10 protein-coding genes are annotated in these 16990 nt (G+C 71.6%); 4 read left to right on the top strand and 6 right to left on the bottom strand.

Annotated elements, in window-relative coordinates:
• Positions 1-56: 56 nt before the first annotated feature.
• The 3 genes from treZ to glgX are packed head-to-tail and all read right to left on the bottom strand — an operon-like array spanning position 57 to position 6207.
• Positions 57-1781 (bottom strand): malto-oligosyltrehalose trehalohydrolase, encoded by a 1725-nt coding sequence (gene treZ, locus C1I95_RS22505; protein ID WP_111216350.1) that lies wholly within the window; start codon positions 1779-1781, stop codon positions 57-59.
• A gap of 15 nt (positions 1782-1796) precedes the next feature.
• On the bottom strand, positions 1797-4088 hold the full coding sequence (treY, locus tag C1I95_RS22510) for a malto-oligosyltrehalose synthase (RefSeq protein WP_111216352.1): 2292 nt from the start codon (positions 4086-4088) through the stop codon (positions 1797-1799).
• Between the two features lies 1 nt (position 4089).
• Positions 4090-6207 (bottom strand): glycogen debranching protein GlgX, encoded by a 2118-nt coding sequence (glgX, locus tag C1I95_RS22515; RefSeq protein ID WP_111216354.1) that lies wholly within the window; start codon positions 6205-6207, stop codon positions 4090-4092.
• Between the two features lie 369 nt (positions 6208-6576).
• Here glgX and C1I95_RS22520 point away from each other — a divergent pair, with 369 nt between their 5' ends.
• The gene (locus C1I95_RS22520) at positions 6577-7980 is read left to right on the top strand and encodes a glycosyltransferase family 4 protein (protein ID WP_111216356.1); all 1404 of its coding nucleotides are present in this window, start codon (positions 6577-6579) and stop codon (positions 7978-7980) included.
• A gap of 138 nt (positions 7981-8118) precedes the next feature.
• Here the strand turns inward: C1I95_RS22520 and C1I95_RS22525 are convergent, their stop codons facing one another.
• A complete protein-coding gene (locus C1I95_RS22525) occupies positions 8119-9339 on the bottom strand; it encodes a serine hydrolase domain-containing protein (RefSeq protein ID WP_111216358.1) in 1221 nt (406 codons plus the stop codon).
• Positions 9340-9675: 336 nt separating this feature from the next.
• On the opposite strand from C1I95_RS22525, the gene C1I95_RS22530 reads away from it, so the two are divergent.
• From C1I95_RS22530 to C1I95_RS22540, 3 genes are all read left to right on the top strand, one after another.
• Positions 9676-10332 carry a response regulator transcription factor gene (locus C1I95_RS22530; RefSeq protein ID WP_111216366.1) on the top strand — a complete coding sequence of 219 codons (657 nt, stop codon included), beginning with the start codon at positions 9676-9678 and terminating at the stop codon, positions 10330-10332.
• A 147-nt stretch (positions 10333-10479) separates the two neighbouring features.
• Positions 10480-12603 carry a M14 family zinc carboxypeptidase gene (locus C1I95_RS22535; protein ID WP_233513816.1) on the top strand — a complete coding sequence of 708 codons (2124 nt, stop codon included), beginning with the start codon at positions 10480-10482 and terminating at the stop codon, positions 12601-12603.
• Between the two features lie 50 nt (positions 12604-12653).
• Positions 12654-13322, top strand: coding sequence for a fasciclin domain-containing protein (locus tag C1I95_RS22540; RefSeq protein WP_158566447.1), 669 nt, complete (start codon positions 12654-12656; stop codon positions 13320-13322).
• 135 nt (positions 13323-13457) lie between these two features.
• Here C1I95_RS22540 and C1I95_RS22545 read toward each other — a convergent pair whose 3' ends face one another.
• A complete protein-coding gene (locus tag C1I95_RS22545) occupies positions 13458-14741 on the bottom strand; it encodes a citrate synthase (RefSeq protein WP_111216362.1) in 1284 nt (427 codons plus the stop codon).
• Positions 14742-15003: 262 nt separating this feature from the next.
• Positions 15004-16990 (bottom strand): sulfatase-like hydrolase/transferase (locus C1I95_RS22550; RefSeq protein WP_111216364.1); only part of this gene is annotated, 1987 nt, incomplete at its 5' end.

Here is a 16990-nt window from a genome sequence, read left to right on the forward strand (position 1 = left end):
GCCGACGAGGGTGGCCAGGGGCGCCACGCCGACCGGTGGTGCCATGATCGCCACGGTCAAAGGGCCACGATGGCTGCCGTCTCGGCGGGTAGCTCGATGCGGTCGCGTTGCACGGTGACGCCCTCCCCCGTGGCCAGCAGGACCCGCCGGGCCACTCCCGGCAGGGTGATCCGCTGCGGTTTGTCGGCGAGGTTGGCCGCCACGAGACACCCGCCCCGCCGCATCACCAGGAACCGGTCGCCGTGCCGTACCTCGATCGCGAACAGGTGTGGATCCGACAGCTCCGGCCGCGACTTCCGCAGGGCGATCAACCGTCGGTAGAAGTCGTACATCTGGCGGTGTTCGGGTTTGTCCAGCTCGGCCCAGTCGAGCCGGGACCGGATGAACGTCTGCCGGTCCTGCGGATCCGGCACCGCATCCGAGGACCACCCGTGCGAAGCGAACTCGCGGCGGCGACCAGACACCACGGCGGTGGCCAGTTCCGGCTCGGGGTGGCTGGTGAAGAACTGCCAGGGGGTGGCGGCCGCCCACTCCTCCCCCATGAACAGCATCGGGGTGAAGGGGGCGGTCATCAGCAGGGTCGCGCCGACCCGGAGCATCGCCGCCGACACGGTGGCCGAGAGGCGGTCGCCGGTGGCGCGGTTGCCGACCTGGTCGTGGTTCTGCAAGTAGGCCACGAAGCGGTGGCCGGGGGTGCGCGGGTCGACCGGGCGACCGTGTTGGCGGTGGCGGAAGCTGGACCAGGTGCCGGTGTGGAAGAACGCGCCGGAGAGCACCTCGGCCAGGCATTCCAGGGTGCCGAAGTCGCCGTAGTAGCCGTGCCGTTCGCCGGTGAGCAGGGTGTGCAGGGCGTGGTGGGCGTCGTCGTTCCACTGGGCCTGGAGGCCGTAGCCGCCGGCCTCCCGAGGGGTGATCAGCCGGGGGTCGTTGAGGTCGGATTCAGCGATCAGCGACAGTGGGCGGCCCAGGTGCACCGAGAGTGACTCGACCTCGACGGCGATCTCCTCCAGCAGATGCACCGCGCGGGTGTCGGGCATGGCGTGTACGGCGTCGAGGCGTAGGCCGTCGACGTGGTAGTCGCGCAGCCACATCAACACGCTGTCGGTGATGAAGCGGCGTACCCCGTCGGAGTGCGGGCCGTCCAGGTTGATCGCCCGGCCCCAGGGGGTGTCCCGCTTGCCGAGGTACGGCGCGAACAGCGGCGCGTAGGCCCCGGAGGGCCCGAAATGGTTGTAGACGACGTCGAGGATCACCCCCAACCCTCGGGCGTGGGCGGCGTCGACCAGCCGTTTCAGGCCGTCCGGGCCGCCGTAGGGTTCGTGCGGGGCGAACCAGCAGACCCCGTCGTACCCCCAGTTGTGTTCGCCGTTGAAGGCGTTGACCGGCAGCAGCTCGATCATGTCGACGCCGAGGTCGACCAGGTGGTCGAGCTTGCCGATCACCGCGTCGAAGGTGCCTTCCGGGGTGAAGGTGCCGACGTGCAGCTCGTAGAGGATGCTGCCGGGCAGTTGCCGGCCGGTCCAGGAGCCGTCGGTCCAGGCGAAGGCCCGGTGGTCGTAGACCCGGCTGGGTCCGTGCACGCCGGAAGGCTGCCATCTCGACCGTGGGTCGGGCAGCGGCTGGTCGTCGTCGCCCAGCAGGAAGGCGTAGTCGGGGCCGGCGCCGGGCACCTCGACCCGCCACCAACCGCCCCGCCCGGGTCTCATCTCGTGGTCCGCGGCGCCCGACAGGCGCAGCCGCACCCGCGACGCCTCCGGTGCCCAGACCGTGAACTCGGTCATGACGCCTCCCCGTGATCAAGTGTTGGGGGCGAGCAGCGCGACGGGATAGCTGGCCAACAGCTCGGCCAGGCGGACCTGTCCGTCACTGTAGACCCGGCCGGTGAACAGGCACGACACCTCTTTAACGGGAAGTTGCAGGGTGGTGTCACGCCAGCCGCCGGAGGCGGCCAGGCCCAGCGGCAGCCGGGTGGCCACGGCGATCGCGCCGCCCCGGTCGAACGCGACGGCGTGCCGGGCGGCCGGCCCGTGCGCGACCACCGGCTGGTAGTCGGTGAACAGCTCGGGACGGTCGCGGCGCAGCCGCAGGGTCCGGGACACCACGAGCAGCTTGGCTGCGCCGGTGTCGTCCACCGCCGGCTGCCAGCCGGCGTCGAGCCGGGCCAGCAGTTCCTGGCGTACGCCGAAGTCGACCGGGCGGCGATTGTCCGGGTCGACCAGGGAGTTGTCCCACAGCTCGGTGCCCTGGTAGATGTCCGGCACCCCGGGCATGGCGAGCTGGATCAGCTTCTGACCGAGCGAGTTGGACCAGCCAGCCGGGGTGATCTCGGCGGCGAACTCAGCGACCGAGGCGTGCACGGTCGGGTCGTCGTACACGGCGTCGACCAGGGCGTGCATGGCCTGCTCGAAGGCCGGGTCGGGGTCGGCCCAGCTGGTCGAGGCCGCTGCCTCCCGGGCCGCCTTCTCCGCGTACGCGTGCAGCCGCTCCCGTTCGATCGGCCAGGCACCGACGGCGGTCTGCCAGAGCAGGTGCGCGAGGGCGGCGTCGGGCAGCGGCACCGCCGCCATCCAGCGGTCGACCTGTTCCGCCCAGCGCTGCGGCAGCTCGGACAGCACGGCGAGGCGGGCGCGGACGTCCTCACCGCGCTTGGTGTCGTGGGTCGACAGCGTGGTCATGCTCGCCGGCCAGCGGCCGTGCCGGCCGGCGGCGAAGCGGTGGAACCGGCCCGGCGGGGTGCCGAAGTGGGTGGGGCTGCCGCCGACCTCGTTGAGCGCCACGAACCGGGTCCACCGGTAGTAGGCGGTGTCCTCGACGCCCTTGGCCATGGCCGCGCCGGTGAACTGCGGGAAGCGCCGGGCCAGCTCGTCGTCGGGGTCGCGCAGCCGCCGGGTCAGCGCGTCCAGCGCGCCGGTGAGGTCGGTGCGGCGCCGGCCGGCCTCGGCGCGGGCGGCGGCGAGGTGCCGGGTGCTCTCCGGCGGGTACCACCGGTAGACGGCGAAGGCGGCGGCCAGCTCGGCCAGGGCGGCGCGGGCCGCATCGCGGTCCACCTCGGGGGCGAGCGCGGCCAGCCGGGTCAGCTCGGCCGAGAGCAGCCGGGTGGCCGCGAAGAGTTTCGTGTCGTGGGTCAGGTCGGCCCAGGAGGTGGCCCGGCCGGTCAGCCGGGTGTCCAGGGCGGTGAAGTCGGCCTCGGCGTCGCCGTCGACGAACAGGCCGCCGACCGCGGCGAGGGCGTCGTAGCCGGTGGTGCCGTCCACCGGCCAGTCCGGCAACTCCTCGCCGTACTCCAGGATCTTTTCCACGATCAGCCAGCTGGTCGGGGCGGCGGAGCGCAACCGGGCCAGGTAGCCGGCGGGGTCGCGCAGCCCGTCGGGGTGGTCGACCCGGATGCCGTCGACCTCGCCGGCCGCCGCCCAGGCCAGCACCAGTTCGTGGGTGGCGGCGAACACCTCCGGATCCTCCACCCGCAGCCCGGCCAGGTCGGAGACGGCGAAGAACCGGCGGTACGTCAGCTCGGCGTCGCCGCGCCGCCAGGAGACCAGCTGGTAGTGCTGCCGGTCGTGCACCTCGCGCGGGCTGCCGTCGCCGGTGCCGTCGGCGATCGGGAAGCGTTGCTCGTGGTAGCGCAGCTCCCCGTCGGCGAGCTTGAGGTCGTCCAGCGCGTCGGGACTGTCGGCGAGCACCGGCAGCAGCAGCCGGCCCCGGTCCCAGTCGATGTCGAACCAGGGCGCGTACGCCGAGGACCGGCCTCGGCGCAGCACGTCCCACCAGGCCGGGTTGGCCGCCGGTACGGCCACGCCGGCGTGGTTGGGCACGATGTCCACCACCAGGCCGAGCCCGACGGTACGCAGCGCCCACAGCAGCCGCTGCCGGCCCGCCTCGCCGCCCAGTTCCGGGTTGACCCGGCGGTGGTCGACCACGTCGTAGCCGTGTGCGCTGCCCGGGGCGGCGGCCAGCAGCGGCGCGCTGTACAGGTGGGTGACGCCGAGGTCGGCGAGGTAGCCGGCGAGGCCGGCGGTGGCGTCCAGGTCGAAGCCGGGGCGCACCTGCACCCGGTAGGTGGCGCCGACGGGGTGCGGGTTCGCGGTCATCTCAGGCCAGCCTCTCCAGCACCACCAGCGAGCGGTCCGGTACGCAGACGGTGCCGCCGGCCTCCACCGTGGTGCCCTTGTCCTGGTCCGGTTCGGCGGTGCTGATCACCAGTGCCCAACGCTGGCCGAACTCGGCCGGTGGCGGGGTGAAGTCCAGCGGGGCGTCGTGGGCGTTGAAGCAGAGCCAGAAGGAGCTGTCGCGGTGGCGCTGGCCGTACTGGCCGCGTTCGCGGATGCCCTCGCCGTTGACGAACAGCGCCACCGAGCGGCCGAAGTCGTTGCCCCAGTCCTCGCCGGTCATCTCCCGGCCGTCGGGGGTGTACCAGGCCAGGTCGGGCAGCGGTTCGTCGACCTCCCGGCCGCGTACCGGCAGGCCGGTGAAGAACCGGCGGCGGCGGAACACCTGGTGCTGGCGGCGGAACTCGACCAGGCGGCGGGTGAACTCCAGCAGCTCGGTGTCGACGTGCTCCCAGTCGACCCAGGCCAGCTCGCTGTCCTGGCAGTACGCGTTGTTGTTGCCGTGCTGGGTGCGGCCCAGCTCGTCGCCGTGGCCGATCATCGGCACGCCCTGCGACAGCATCAGGGTGGCCAGGAAGTTGCGCCGCTGCCTGGCCCGCAGGGCGAGCACGCCCGGGTCGTCGGTGTCGCCCTCGACACCGCAGTTCCAGGACCGGTTGTGGCTCTCGCCGTCCCGGTTGTCCTCGCCGTTGGCCTCGTTGTGCTTGTCGTTGTACGACACCAGGTCGGTGAGGGTGAACCCGTCGTGGCAGGTGACGAAGTTGATGCTGTGGAAGGGGCGGCGGCCGTCGTCCTGGTAGAGGTCGGCCGAGCCGGAGATGCGGGAGGCGAACTCGGCCAGGGTGGCCGGTTCGCCGCGCCAGAAGTCGCGGACCGTGTCGCGGTACTTGCCGTTCCACTCGGTCCACTGCGGCGGGAAGTTGCCGACCTGGTAGCCGCCCGGCCCGACGTCCCACGGTTCGGCGATCAGTTTGACCCGGCTGACCACGGGATCCTGCTGCACCACCTCGAAGAAGGTGGAGAGCCGGTCCACCTCGTAGAACTCGCGGGCCAGGGTGGCGGCCAGGTCGAAGCGGAAGCCGTCGACGTGCATCTCGGTGACCCAGTACCGCAACGAATCCATGATCAGTTGGAGGGAGTGCGGGTTGCGGACGTTCAGGCTGTTGCCGGTGCCGGTGTAGTCGACGTAGTGGCGTCGGTCGGACTCGGCGAGCCGGTAGTAGCTGGGGTTGTCGACGCCCTTGAAACTCAGCGTCGGGCCGAGGTGGTTGCCCTCCGCGGTGTGGTTGTAGACCACGTCGAGGATCACCTCGATGCCGGCGGCGTGCAGCGCCCGGACCATGCCCCGGAACTCCTGCACCTGCTGGCCGAGGTGACCGAGCGCCGAGTAGCCGTGGTGCGGGGCGAAGAAGCCGATGGTGTTGTAGCCCCAGTAGTTGCGCAGCCCCAGGTCGGCCAGCCGGTGGTCGTTGACGAACTGGTGCACCGGCATCAGCTCGATCGCGGTCACCCCGAGCCGGGTGAGGTGCTCGATCATCGGCGGTGAGGCGATGCCGGCGTACGTGCCGCGCAGCTCGTCGGGGATGCCGGGCAGCCGCCGGGTCAGCCCGCGTACGTGCGCCTCGTAGATGACCGAGTGGTGGTACGGGATGCGGGGCGGTGCGTCGTTGCCCCAGTCGAAGTACGGGTTCACCACCACCGACTTCGGCAGGTACGGCGCCGAGTCGGTGGTGCTCATCCGCTCCGGGTCGCCGTGCTCGTAGTCGTAGACCGCCGGGTCCCAGCGCACGTCACCGTCGACCGCCTTGGCGTACGGGTCGATGAGCAGCTTGTGCGGGTTGCACCGCACCCCGTTCGCCGGGTCGTACGGGCCGTGCACCCGGTAGCCGTACCGCTGCCCCGGCCCGATCCCGGGCAGGTACGCGTGCCAGACGTACGCGTCCACCTCCCGCAGCTCGACCCGACGCTCGGCACCGGTGTCCCACTCGTCGAAGAGGCAGAGTTCGATCTTCTCGGCCACCTCGGAGAAGATCGCGAAGTTGGTGCCCATCCCGTCGTAGGTGGCGCCGAGGGGGTACCGCTCGCCCGGCCAGACCTGCATGTCACTCCTTCGGGCCAAGGTTCAGCGGTAATGCCCCGAACGGTCCGCCACCAATCCATCCGAACGGATGAATGACCGGTATCCGGCTGACTGAGGGGACATGAAGCCTTGCGGTGTCTTCGGTCACTGTGACCGTCCTCAGGGTGCGGGATCGGCCGTTATGGAGTTTCCTGGATCGCGGACGGGTGACTGCCCGCCTCACCCGGGCCGCTCGTCCGCCCGCCTTCGTTCCTCCCGCAGCACGACGCGCAGCCGCGTCCCTGATCCTCGCACCGCTGGACGCGCAGCCGTGTGTCCGAAACCCAACGCTGTCCCCCGCTCGCCGCCACCGACGCCGGCGCGATCCCTCCTGCCTAGACGGAGATTGATGTGACGACCCTGCGGGTCGGCGGGCGTGCCGCCACCGCCACGGACCGAGTCCACCGGCCCACCCTCACCTCGCGACCCCAGTTCCCGGCGCAGCCCGGGCCGGCCACCCCGCCGCGTACCCACCGCATCCTGATGCTGTCGTGGGAGTACCCGCCGGTGCTCGTGGGCGGCCTCGGCCGGCACGTGCACGCCCTGTCGGTGGCCCTGGCCGCCGCCGGCCACGAGGTCACCGTCGTCACCCGGCACGCCGAGGGCGCCCCGCTGGAGGAGTACGTCGACGGGGTCCGCGTGGTGCGGGCCGCCGAGGACCCGGTGACCTTCCCGTTGGCCACCGAGAGCCTGCTGGCCTGGACCATGGCGTTCAACCACACGTTGACCCGGGCCGCCCTGCGCGCCGCCTCCGCCGGCGGGTACGACGTGATCCACGCCCACGACTGGTTGGTCGCGCACGCCGCGATGACCCTGCGCGAGCACCTCGACCTGCCGCTGGTCAGCACCATCCACGCCACCGAGGCCGGCCGGCACCAGGGCTGGCTGCCCGGGGAGATGAACCGCACCATCCACGGCGTGGAGCAGTGGCTCGGTGCCGAGTCGACCCGGGTGGTGGTCTGCTCCGGCTACATGCGCGACGAGGTGACCGGCCTGTTCGGCGTGCCGGCCGGTCGGGTCGACGTGGTGCCCAACGGGGTGGAACCGCACCGCTGGCGGGTGTCGGCCAGCGCGGTGGCCGAGGCCCGGGCCCGGTTCGCCGGGGACGGCCCGCTGGTCACCTTCGCCGGCCGCCTGGTGTACGAGAAGGGTGTGCAGCACCTGCTCGCCGGGTTGCCCCGGCTGCGCGAGCGGCACCCGGGGCTGCGCGCGGTGATCGTCGGCGACGGCCCGTACCGGAGTGAGCTGGAGGCCGACGTGCAGCGGCTCGGCCTGGCCGGCACGGTCAGCCTGCCCGGCTTCCTCGGCGGCACCGACCTACCGGCGGTGATGGCCGCCTCGGACTGCTTCGCGGTACCCAGCATCTACGAGCCGTTCGGCATGGTGGCGCTGGAGGGTGCCGCCGCCGGCGCGCCGCTCGCGGTCGCCGAGACCGGCGGGCTCGCCGAGATCGTCGAGCCGGGCGTCACCGGGATGACGTTCCGCCCGCACGACCCGGACGCGCTGACCGACGCGGTGCACGCGCTGCTCGCCGACCGGGAGCGGGCCCGGGTGCTGGCCCGGCGCGCCCGGACGATGGTGCACGAGCGGTACGGCTGGGCGGCCATCGCCAGCCGCACCGCGGCGACGTACGCGTCGGCGATCGCCCAGGCCCCGGGCGTCACCGCCGAACGCGCGGCGCAGCAGATGACCCACGGCCGCCAGCGCCCCGCGGTACCGGAGGGCAACCTGCTCGCCGCCGCCGGCCTGCGCTGACCCGGCCACCGCCACCGCTTTCTGCGGCCGGCGCTGACCTGGGCTGGGCCGGCCCGGGCCGGTGCACCGCCATCAGGTAGGTGCAGGCAGCTCCCGAGGTCGCGGGCGGCCTCGGGAGCTGCCTCGGCGCTCACCCACTCATCCCCGACCGCCACCGGTCAGACCGCCGGTGCCGCGCGCCGGCTCCCGTTCGGGGCCGCAGATCACGTCGTCCATGAGCTGGAAGGTGCGGCCGTACACGGCGAGCGCCGCCTCGTCTTCGGCGAGTTGCGTGGTCAGGGACAACACCGCCACGCGCCGGCCGTCCGCGCTGACCCCGTTGGCGGTGCTCATGCCCAGCACGTCACCGCCGTGGGACCAGTAACCGCCACACCGGTTCGGGATGTACATGATGCCCAGGCCGTATCGCGTGCCGGGGATGAAGTCCTGGAAGGTGTCGGCGAGCACCGTGTCGTGCAGCTGCGCCATCTGGCGAGGTTTGAGCAGCTGACCGCGTTGCAGCGCCTGCCAGAAGCGCGCCAGGTCGCTCGGCGTGGTGATCATGTCACCGGCCGCGTCGGCAGCGGTCGGGTTGAACAGCGTGGTGTCCGTCAGGACGCCACCCGGTTCCCACTGCTGGTAGCCCTTGGCATGCGGTGCCGGCAGGAACGGCCGGTCCCCCGGCGCCGACGTCCGTCGCAGCCCGAGCGGCTGGAGGATCCGGCTGCGTACCTCGGTGGCCCAGGACCGGCCGGTCACCTTCTCGATGACCATCCCGGCGAGGATGTAGTTGGTGTTGGAGTAGTCCCACCGGGTGCCGGGCGCGAAGCCGGGCTCGTGCTTCATCGCCAGGGCGACCAGATCGGCGGCCTCGTGATGGTCGAACCGGTGCGCCAGGTACCCCTCGTAGGAGCTGAGTACCGCGACGTCGTTGGTGTAGTTGTAGATGCCGCTGGTGTGCTGGAGCAGGTGGCGGACGGTGACCCGACGGCCGTCGTTGCCGTTGCCGGCGACGACTCCCGGCAGCCATCGCTCGACGGTGTCGTCCAGCGCCAGCTTCCCTTCGCCGACCAACTGCAGGACGACGACGGAGACGAAGGTCTTGGTGTTGCTGCCCATCCGGAAATGCCCTTCGAGCGGCACCGGGGTGCCCCGCTTGAGATCGCCGACGCCGGCTCGGGCACGGGTGGTCGCACCGTCGACCCGGGTGAGCCCCTGGACGCCGGTGATGCCGAGATCGTGCAGATCGTCGACCGCGACCTGGAGCCGTCGCCGGTCGTCGCCGACCGGTCCCGCAGCGACCGGTGGTGCGCCACCGGTGACGACCAACGTCGCTGCCAACGCGACGGTCAGGCCCCACCGGCCGAGTTGTCCTCGCATGTCATGGCCCTCCAACGAATTCGGGTAATGACCAGCAACCCGACCGTACGAGAGCGTCGACACGTTTCCATCCGGCGATCCCCCCAGATCGGTTCGGGGGTAACCCTCACACCATGCCGGTCATCCAGCGGCGGATTCGGCCCCGCGCTCGGCCCCGTGCCGTGACGGGTGGAGCCGGCGCCGCGACGGAGCGTCCAGCGGCTGTTCCGCGCCGGGACCGATCCGTTCGGGCAGATCATTCTGTCGTTACGATCTTGTATCCGCACTGGTCACCGCCGCTTAACATCCGACACACTCGCAGGGATTTGGCCGGGGCGGAGTCCGAGGAGGGTGCGGGTGCGGGTGCTCCTGGTGGAAGACGACCTGCGCGTCTCGGCGGGCCTCGCCTCGGCGCTACGGCGGCGGGGGCACGAGGTGGTACAGGCCGTGACTGCGGCGGAGGCGGTCGAGGCGGAGCCGGTCGACCTCATCCTGCTCGACATGAACCTGCCCGACCGCGACGGCCTGGAGGTGTGCCGGCGAATCCGCCAGCACGACGAGGTGGTCGCCATCATCGCGGTGACCGCCCGCGCCGAGGAGCACGACCGGGTGGCGGGGCTGCGCGCCGGCGCCGACGACTACGTCGTGAAGCCGTTCTCGATGGTCGAGTTGCAGGCACGCATCGAGGCGGTGATGCGCCGGACCGCCCGCACCGCCCGGACGGCTACCGCGATGCAGGTCGGCGCCCTGCGCATCGACGTCGACGCCCGGCGGGTCTGGGTGGCCGACCGGGAGGTCGGCCTGTCCCGCAAGGAGTTCGACCTGCTGGTGGCGCTGGCCCGACAGGCGGGCACGGTGGTGCCCCGGGACCGGCTGCAACTGGAGGTCTGGCAGACCACCTGGGCCACCCGGCACAACCTCGACGTCCACGTCGCCGCGTTGCGGGGCAAGCTGGACGACGCCAGCCTGGTGGAGACCGTACGCGGCGTCGGTTACCGGCTGCGGGCCGGCTGAGCATCGACGCGGATCTACCATGGGCCGGCTCGGCAGCCGGTGGAAATCTCAGATGATCCTCAAGATTCCCAGCTCGCGGCCCCGTAGCCGGCGCGGTGGCGGTGTGCTGGTCGGAACCCAGCCATCCCTCCTGTTTGGAGATCCCCCTTGAGATACAGACGGACTACGGCCGGTGTGTTCTCCACGCTGCTCGCCGCCGTCCTCGCGGCGACCGCGATGCCCGCACAGGCGTTCGGCCAGACGGCCACCGTGGCCCAGATGCAGGCGGAGCCGAACCAGGTACAGGACGTGACGGTCGTCCAGGGTGACGGTTACGCCACCCTGGCCTGGACCCACGTCGACGGAGCCACCGACTACCAGATCGAGCGGACCCCGATCGCCGAGGACGGCACCGCCACCGGCAACGCGGTGATCGTCGGTGTCTGGCGGCCGAACCGCCAGATCAACAACGACAAGCCGACCTTCGCCGACGCCGGCTTCGCCCCCGGCAACCGCTTCCAGTGGCGGGTTCGCGCCCGCTTCGGCACCACCGCGCAGCCGTACTCGACCGCGGTCAGCGGCGCCACCAACGCGCACTGGGGCAACCTGAGCACCCCGGGTCAGAACCTGCGTACGCAGTGGGAAGACACGCTGGGCGCGCAGTACACCAGCGACGTCAACGAGTACGCCTACACCGCGGCGATCGACGAGCTGAGCGAGCGGGTACGCGTGGTCGAGATCGGCCGCACCATCAACAACCGGCCGATCAACATGTTCGTCATCGGCTACCCGACCCCGCCGGCGACCCCGGAGGCCGTGGCCGCGACGAACCCGCTGGCGGTCAACTGCAACGTGCACGGCAACGAGCCCGGTGACCGCGAGGCCTGCTTCATCATGGCCCGCCAGCTGGCCTTCACCGACGACGCCGCCACCCTCGACCGGCTGTCGAAGACCACCGTGCTGATCGTGCCGACGATCAACGGCGACGGCCGGGCGGCCAACAGCCGGGGCAACTCCACCGGTCAGGACCTGAACCGGGACTACTCGCTGATCCGCCAGCCGGAGACCCAGGCCTTCGTGGAGATGGTCCGCGACTACCGGCCGATCGCCAGCTACGACGGTCACGAGTACGGCAACACCAACACCGGTGACCTGCCGATGCTGTCGCCGCGGCACCAGAACGTGGCCCAGGGGATCTTCGACGAGTCGCAGAACATGATCGAAGGTCACATGTACACCCAGGGCGCCAAGGACGGCTGGTGGGCCTGCCCGTACGGGTGCACCGGGGCCAGCGTCGGCCTGGGTGAGGAGACCATCCTGCGCAACACCCTCGGTCTGAAGAACACCGTCAACTCCCTGCTGGAGCTGCGCAGCTCCGGCGGCCCGACCCGGCCGGACGAGGGCAACACCGCCAACAACCGGCGGCGCAAGACGTACTCGGCGCTGTGGACGTTCACCCAGTTCTTCGCGTACCACTCCGCGAACGCCAGCAACATCACCACGGCTCGGGCCGAGGCGATCAAGTTCCAGTCGGCGAACACCGGCCGGATCGTCTTCCGGGGCTCCCGCCCGATCCCGGCGCACCCCGCGCCGCACCCGGGTGACACCCCGCCGCCGCTGGACGCGCCGGGTCAGGACCAGATCCTGAACCAGCCGCCGTGCGCCTACAAGCTCACCGAGGCGCAGTACAACGGTGCCCGCACCGACGGCCCGACCGGCCGGCAGACCACCGTGGCCCAGCGGCTCGCCGCCCACGGCTGGAAGGTGATCAAGGTCGCCGACGGTTACCTCGTCCCGCTGTCCCAGCCGGAGCGGGGTCTGGTGCCGCTGCTGCTCGACGGTCAGGCCGCTGAGGGTCTGGTCGACGGCGAGCGGATCGCGCCGACGCTGACCGGTACCCACAACGGTCCGCTGACGGTCTCCGGAGTGGCCTGCCTCGCCGGCGCCACCGTCCGGGGCCCGATCAAGGTTCAGCCGGGTGCCACGCTGATCGTCAACGGCAGCTCGATCAACGGCCCGGTGGACGCCAGCGGGGCGGCCGGGTTCGTGCTGACCGCCAGCACCGTGCAGGGGCCGGTGAACGCCACCGGCGTCCGGGGCCCGGTGGTTCTGGTCGGCAACAAGATCAGCGGCCCGGTCAACGTGGTCAACAACACCGGCGTCGCGCCGCTGGTCGCCGGCAACACCGTCAACGGTCCGCTCAGCTGCACCGGCAACACCCACGCGCCGGTCAACCTGGAGGTGGCCAACACGGTCAGCGGTCCGAAGTCCAGCCAGTGCGCACGCGTGTGACCTGCTGATCTTCGTACCCTCTTCGTACCGCCAGTGGAGTGGAGACAACCGTGACCGACACCCTCTCCCGGGCCGCGACGCCGGCAGCCCGGCGCGTGCTCGCCGGGGCGGCCCTGACCCTGCTGATCGCGGTCACCGGGTGCACCGGCGCGGACGACCGCGACGCCGGCGGGGCGGACACCGCGACGCCGGTCGCGGTCACCGTGGCCGGGCCGCTCTGCGACCAGTTGCCCGCCGGTGACGAGCCGGGCAACCCGGCCTCGCTCGTCAGCCAACCCGCTGACCAGGCCCTCCAGTGGATTCCCGTGCTCACCACCTTCGAGGCGGCGGTGCGGGCCACCGGCCTGGCCGCCGAGCTGGCCGGGACGAACGGCGTGACCATCCTCGCCCCGACCGACGACGCGTTCGCGGCCAAGTTCTCCCGGACGAACCTCGACGAACTGCTCCTGCACGACACCGACAAGCTGCGTGGTCTGCTGCGTGACCACGTGGTCACCGGGTCGCTGCCGGTCGCCGAGCTGGTCGCCGCCGGCACCGTGACCACCCTGGCCGGCACCAGCCTCACCGTCACCGGCTCCGGGCCGAGTGCCCGCGTCGACGATCGGGCCGACACGGTGTGCGCCGACTACCAGGTGTCCAACGCCCGGATCCACGTCATCAACCACGTACTCGGCACGCTGCCCACCACCGCCAGCGACGAGGACGACCACCACTCGTAGGCGCCGCGGGGCACAACCCCCTCCCCGCGGAACACCGACGGCCGCCGACCCCTATCCGGGGCGGCGGCCGTCGTCGCGTTAAGAGGGGCCCCTTCCTCTGCCGGAGGCGTTAAGAAGGGGCCCTTCCTTGCACGGTCAGCGCTTCTCGAAGGGCAGGTAGTCCCGCTCGGTGGCGCCGGTGTAGATCTGCCGCGGGCGGCCGATCTTGGTCTCCGGGTCGTTGATCATCTCGCGCCACTGCGCGATCCAGCCCGGCAGCCGGCCCAGGGCGAACAGCACCGTGAACATCTTCGTCGGGAAGCCCATGGCCTTGTAGATCAGGCCGGTGTAGAAGTCCACGTTCGGGTAGAGCCGCCGGGAGACGAAGAAGTCGTCGGCGAGGGCGATCTCCTCCAGCTGCATCGCGATGTCCAGCAGCGGGTCCGGCTTGGCCATCCGGCGGAGCACGTCCTGGGCCGCATTCTTCACGATCGCGGCGCGCGGGTCGTAGTTCTTGTAGACCCGGTGGCCGAAGCCCATCAGCTTGACGCCGTCCTGCTTGTCCTTGACCTTGCGGACGAAGGACTGCACGTCGCCACCGTCGGCCTGGATCCGCTCCAGCATCTCCAGTACCGCCTGGTTGGCACCGCCGTGCAGCGGCCCGAACAGGGCGTTGACGCCGGCGGAGACCGAGGCGAACAGGTTGGCGTTGCTGGAGCCGACCAGCCGCACGGTCGACGTGGAGCAGTTCTGCTCGTGGTCGGCGTGCAGGACGAAGAGCATGTCCAGCACCCGGGCCATCACCGGGTCGACCTCGTACGGCTCCGCCGGCACACCGAACGTCATCCGCAGGAAGTTCTCCACGTAGCCCAGCGAGTTGTCCGGGTAGAGCAGCGGCTGCCCGATGGACTTCTTGTAGGCGTACGAGGCGATGGTCGGCACCTTCGCCATCAGCCGGAACGTGGACATCTCCACGTGCTCCGGGTCGAACGGGTCCAGGCTGTCCTGGTAGAAGGTGGAGATGGCGCTGACCGCGGAGGAGAGCACGGCCATCGGGTGCGCGTCCCGGGGGAAGCCGTCGAAGAACCGACGCATCTCCTCGTGCAGCAGCGAGTGCCGGCGGACCCGCTCGGTGAACTCGGTCAGCTGGTCGCTGGTCGGCAGTTCACCGTAGATCAGCAGGTAGGAGACCTCCAGGAAGGAGCTCTTCTCGGCCAGTTGCTCGATCGGGTAGCCGCGGTAGCGCAGGATGCCCGCGTCGCCGTCGATGTAGGTGATCGCGGACGAACAGGCGGCGGTGTTGACGAACCCGGGGTCGTACGTCGTCATCCCGGTTTCTTTCAACAGCTTGCCCACACCGATGCCGGCGGGGCCCTCGACCGCGGAATGTACCGGCATCGACAGCTGCCCGCCGGAGTGATCGAGCTTGACTTCCGTCATGTGGTTCCTCGCTTCGCCGGCAGATCTACGTTGAATTGCCTTCGCTTCTACCGTAATTGCGGTTGCGGCGACACCGCCCGCCGTGGTTCGGCGGTGAGGTCTGCGTCACCCGATTCCCGACCGTGACGCGGGGAAACCCCGACGACCAGGGCAGACGGTGACAGTGAGGCACACGGAGCGTGGAAGCACGCAGGCCGACGGAACTGTGCGGCGACTCAGCAAAGCGGCTCAGGAAGGCCGGTTCAGGACGCCGAGACGTGGCTCAGGACAGCGTCAGGTGGCGTAGCCCGCCACCGGCGTCGACCAGGTACAGGTCGAGCCGGTTGGCACCGGCGTGGAAGAGCCGGTCGTCGGCGAGCAACGCGGCGAAGCGGCGCCCGCCCGGGTCCGCGGCGACCACCGGCACCACGGCGGCGACGGTGCCGTTCACGGCCACCGCCAGCGACGTACCGTCGGCGACCCGATCGGGCACGGTGCCCCAGATCATCGCCGGCAGCCGGCCCTCGTCCGGGTCCACGGCGCGGAAGGCGTCCAGCCCGCCGACGCGGGCGCTGCCGCCGGCCGGTGCCACGCCCACGGTGCGGCCCACCAGCGGATGCGGGGCCGGCGGCGGCGACGCGGCGGGCACCCCGCCGGTGATCGGGACCGGTTCGGCCGGCCGGTCGTAGAACACCTTCCCCGGGTCGGTACGCGGGGCCTGCCGGGCGGACCGGCCGTCGACCCGCCCGGGCAGCCGGATGGCCGCCTCGTCGGCGATGGTCGGAAGCAGGTCGACGTGTTCCCAGTTGCGGTCGTCGACCCGCCCGGTGCGCTGCCCCGGCGTCTTGACGAACATCGGCACCCAGGCCACCTCGTCGGCGGCGGCCCGGATGGCGTCCAGCCCCCGCCCCTGCGCCCCCTTGGTGAAGCTGACCCCGTGGTCGGCGGTGACCACCACCAGCGCCTGGTCCCACAGTCCGTTGTCGCGCAGGGTCCGCAGCGTCTCGCCGATCAGCCGGTCGGTGTAGCCGAGCTGCGCCAGGTGGCGTTCCCGGGCCAGGTCGATCCACCCGTCGCCCTCGTTGGGAAAGTCCTCCGGCGCCTCGTAGCGGGCACCCGAGGGCAGGTACGCCCACGGCGAGTGCGGCATCAGCAGGTGCAGGAAGTGCAGTGTCGGCCGGGGCGAGGGGGTCAGGCCGCGCAGGAAGCTGGTGAACCGGGCCGGCTGGTTGACGTTGAGGCTGTCCCAGCGGAACTTCGGGTCGGTCGGCACCGGCTCGGCGGCGTCGATGCCCGCCTCCTCGGCGGTGCGTTCCCGGTAGGAGTCCTCCGGGTCGACGCGGCTGTCGTCCGGCGCGGTCAGCTGCCGCGCCAACCTGCCCGTCTCGCGGACCAGCACACCGAGCCCCTGTTCCGGGGTGACCGGCTGCTCGCATCGGCTGGGCGGGCAGAGCCGGGTGATGCTCTCCTCGGCGCGGATGTCGTACAGCCCGCCGAAGGCGGTGAAGAGGTTGTCCGGGTAGTGCGAGTAGTGCGGGGCGACCGCCTCCGCCGGGTAGCGGCCGGTCAGCATCGCCGGCAGCGCGTACGGTGTCCAGCCGCTCACCCCGGTGGCGTTGCGGTACCAGGTCGAGCCCGCGGCCAGCTCGGCGAAGTGCGGGAACCGGGCAGCGTCGATGCGGCCGTCCGGGCCGAGCAGGGAGACCAGCGGCAGTTCGTCGAGGATCAGCATGACCACCGGCGGGTGGAGGTTGCCGGTGGCCGTGCCGGCCGCGCCGCCGTCGCCGCGGGGCAGCACGACCGGCGCGGTCGGCGAGACGAACAGGAACAGCCCGACGAAGACCAGCGGCCCGACGCCGGCCAGTCGCAGCACCCGGCCGGGAGCCCGCCACCGCCGGTACGCGACCACCCCGGCGGCGCCGACCGCCGCGGCCGCCACCAGCAGCGGTACGCCCCGCAGCGGCGTGACGTGCCGACCGACCTGCACCGCGAGCGCGGCGGTCAGCAGGCCCACCAGCAGGGTGTGTGTCGCCGTCCGGCCGGCCCGGCCGGCCAGCCCGGACACCAGGCCGAGCAGCCCGAGCGCCACCGTCGGCAGCACCGTGATCAGGGCCACCAGCAGCAGGATCTCCCGCCGGTCGGCGCGGTGGAACAGGAAGAAGTCCGGACTGCGGCCGAGGACGTCCAGCAGCGGCTGGGTGATCACCACCCCGACCAGCGCCGTGACCTCCAGCAGCCGGCGGCCCTCGGCCCGCCAGCCGCCCCATCCC

Source organism: Micromonospora craterilacus, assembly GCF_003236315.1.
Lineage (GTDB): Bacteria > Actinomycetota > Actinomycetes > Mycobacteriales > Micromonosporaceae > Micromonospora > Micromonospora craterilacus.